The sequence below is a fragment of the Halospina denitrificans genome (genome assembly GCF_004364635.1).
GTDB classification, from domain to species: Bacteria; Pseudomonadota; Gammaproteobacteria; order Pseudomonadales; family Oleiphilaceae; genus Halospina; species Halospina denitrificans.
Genome location: NZ_SOAX01000012.1, coordinates 1 through 2,901, shown reverse-complemented (window position 1 = coordinate 2,901; position 2,901 = coordinate 1). Strand labels below are relative to the sequence as shown.

Genomic DNA, 2,901 nt, shown 5'->3' with positions numbered 1-2,901 from the left:
CAAGCGATGACGGAACGGTCAGACCGAGAGTGACAGAGCCTGTTAAGCCTTACGGCTGATACAAGCCGACTAACGAATGAGGCCATCACTCACACGCATCATCATCCTGGCCCGGGCATAAGAGCCCACAAAGAGGCCGAATGTAGAGCTGCAGTCTCAAACCGCTTCGGAATCAAATGGCGTTGCTTGACCGCAGGGGGAGTCCATGTAGAGAAGGCTTACGCGCCGGAAAGGCGGTCGCCGTAGAGCCGCTTGTATGGATAATTCCTACCGAGAAATTGGGTAAAGTGAGGCCCAGGCGCTAGCGGCCACTAGCGCTTTCCTAGCCAGCAGTTCGATGCAGCTTAGGTTCCTCTATCGAGAGACCGTTAACCAGTGAGAACGCTGGCCAGGACTCCAAGCTACCAACTCGAATAGTCAACTGGGCCCCAAGCCCGCATTAGCAAGGCAGAGTCAGCTTATTATGGACCGCAAAAACATTCAAAATGAGATTAACGTCGGTGTGGACACCGGCAAGTTTCAGCTCGATTTTTTACATTCGTCCCCTGGGTATCGCGTTTGCCGTTGCCAATGACGACCAGGGCATTCAAGAAGCCATCGGGACGCTCAAGAAATACCAACCGACCCGCATCATCATCGAGGCCACCGGCCGCCTGGAACACGCCTTTGTGTGTGCCTGCGCCAAGGCTGAGCTTCCCTTCGTCATTGCCAATCCTGTGCACATCAAAAAATTCGGGGGCGCCATTGGCCGGATCGCCAAAACCGATCCGCTGGATGCCAAACTCATCGCGCATTACGGCGAGGCGATCAAGCCGCGGCTGTCACAGCTCCGGCCGGGACTGCTGCAACAAATGAGCGACTTACTGGCTCGTCGGCGCCAGTTGCTGAACATGCAGACCATGGAAAAGAACCGCCAGCAGATCATGCCCAAAAGCATGGCCAGCACGATCAAGCCGATCCTCACCGCGCTCAGCAATCAGATCGATAAGGTCGACCAGAAGCTTCAGAAACTGATCGAAAGCTGTGACGACTACAAGGCCAAAAACGACATCATCCAAAGCATGCCGGGCATCGGCAATGTGGTCGCGCTCAGCCTGATCAGCAACATGCCCGAGCTGGGTTACATCTCCAACAAGGAAGCCGCCGCACTCATTGGTGTCGCTCCCATGAATCGGGAAAGCGGACGATACCAGGGAGAGCGAAAAATACGCGGTGGACGCGCCCAAATACGCACCGTGATGTACATGGCCATGATGTCAGCCATCCAGTGCAATCCGGTTTTTAAGGCCACCTACAACAAATTACTCGCCAAAGGAAAAACCAAGAAATCCGCCCTCATTGCCTGCGTACGGAAGATGATCGTCATCCTCAATTCGATGGTACGAGACGGCGCGTTCTGGGATCCGAAAATGGGTTAAAAATTGGGGGTTGAAACCATAGTCACTGGTTATGCGGCTGATTCGTCCTCGACATCCCAACCAGGGAACACCAGAACCGCGGGGTGACACCGCAAAGCCCTAGCCAAGACCTTGGCGCGGTCTACACCAAGTCGTACGCGACCATTCTCGATGGCAGAAATGGTGGATTGAGGTATGCCGGTAGCGGTCGCCAGGCCATTCTGGCTCATCTCCTGCAATTCACGCAGGATGCGCACCGACTCACCAACAGAAACCTCAACTCGCTTCTTGGCTTTACGATATTCGCTCATTTCATTTCCTCCCGTAATCGTGGGGAGTTACTTTCTCAACTTCTACTAGCACCTGATCCTTCTGTACACGGTAGATGACGCGGTACTGGATATCGAGTCGCGAGGAACGGAATCCTTTCCACTTACCTGATAAGGCCTCGTCGTTAAAACCCCGAATATGGCGCAGCCCCTGAGGCCCGGAGATGGAGACAATGTCTTTCCATTTCTCGTACCGCTTCTGGACCTCGACGGGCGCTGCCGCCAGACTCTTTGCCACTCTCCGATGCTCGAATATTTCCCACATACCAAAAATAGTATGTATACCACATATGGTATGTCAAGTTGCGGAAGCCGGAACCATCACTCCTTAGCCGCATAACGCTTGGCACACGTGCCGATTTGGAGCCGCAGCGCGGCGGAAAAGCGGTCACCGTCCTGCCACTTGTTATGGGGTGAAACATCCTGCATCATTTACCTATGTCTATCTCCGCGGGGTGTCAAATGACTGCGCTCGAACTCGAAACCCTCAGAAACGCTGCTATGACGCTCTCCGAACAGGAGCGCGCCGCTTTAGCCAAAGATCTGGTGGCAAGCCTGGATGGCCCTGCAGATGAAGGTGTTGCAGAAGCGTGGGGCCGTGAGATTCGCCGAAGAATCCAACAGATTGATTCAGGAGAGGCAGAGCTGCTCGATGCAAAGGAAGTTCTATCCCGCGCCAGAGATCGAATTAGAGGCTGATCGTTTTGAGAGTAAGAGTCAGCAGGGAAGCTGCTACAGAGTTGGAAGAAGCCGCTTCCTGGTACGAGCAGGAAGAAGTGGGGCTTGGAGAACGCCTGATCAATGCTTTCGAACAAGCAATAGCGCTGCTTGAGAGACCCCATCCCCCACTGGTTCCAGTCAACCATGACGCCGCAGAATCCGGAGCAAAACAACTCATCCTTCATAGATTCCCCTTCTCCCTGGTAACCATCGAAAGAAACCAAGCTATCATAGTCGTTGCTTTTGCTCACCACTCCAGAAAACCAAACTACTGGCGGAGACGGCTGTCCCCATAACGCCGAAGCGCACCGGTGACTTTGACGTAGCGAAGCGGAGACAAAGGCATCCGAGTGACGCGCTTGGTTAGCTGCTACCAAGCATGTACGCACGAAGCTGCCGCTCCTCTCTCATGACATAGAGGACGAGAACCCGACTCTCATCCTCACGATAAAAAA

General features: G+C 54.0%; 4 protein-coding genes and 2 pseudogenes. 3 read left to right on the top strand and 3 right to left on the bottom strand.

Annotation, left to right across the window (positions count from 1 at the left end; genetic code table 11):
- The first annotated feature begins 463 nt into the window (after positions 1–463).
- Positions 464–1,418: pseudogene (locus DES49_RS15410) on the top strand (IS110 family RNA-guided transposase).
- A gap of 29 nt (positions 1,419–1,447) precedes the next feature.
- On the opposite strand, the gene DES49_RS15405 reads toward DES49_RS15410, so the two are convergent.
- Positions 1,448–1,708 carry a helix-turn-helix domain-containing protein gene (locus DES49_RS15405; protein ID WP_133737328.1) on the bottom strand — a complete coding sequence of 87 codons (261 nt, stop codon included), beginning with the start codon at positions 1,706–1,708 and terminating at the stop codon, positions 1,448–1,450.
- Position 1,709: 1 nt separating this feature from the next.
- Positions 1,710–1,991, bottom strand: a complete 282-nt coding sequence (locus DES49_RS15400; RefSeq protein WP_133737327.1) for a type II toxin-antitoxin system RelE/ParE family toxin — start codon at positions 1,989–1,991, stop codon at positions 1,710–1,712.
- 197 nt (positions 1,992–2,188) lie between these two features.
- On the opposite strand from DES49_RS15400, the gene DES49_RS15395 reads away from it, so the two are divergent.
- Together DES49_RS15395 and DES49_RS15855 are read left to right on the top strand one after the other, a co-directional pair.
- Positions 2,189–2,425, top strand: a complete 237-nt coding sequence (locus DES49_RS15395; protein WP_133737326.1) for an addiction module protein — start codon at positions 2,189–2,191, stop codon at positions 2,423–2,425.
- Between the two features lie 5 nt (positions 2,426–2,430).
- A complete protein-coding gene (locus DES49_RS15855; protein WP_424955243.1) occupies positions 2,431–2,742 on the top strand; it encodes a type II toxin-antitoxin system RelE/ParE family toxin in 312 nt (103 codons plus the stop codon).
- A 67-nt stretch (positions 2,743–2,809) separates the two neighbouring features.
- On the opposite strand, the pseudogene DES49_RS15690 reads toward DES49_RS15855, so the two are convergent.
- Positions 2,810–2,901, bottom strand: a pseudogene (locus DES49_RS15690) (type II toxin-antitoxin system RelE/ParE family toxin); the annotation flags it as partial.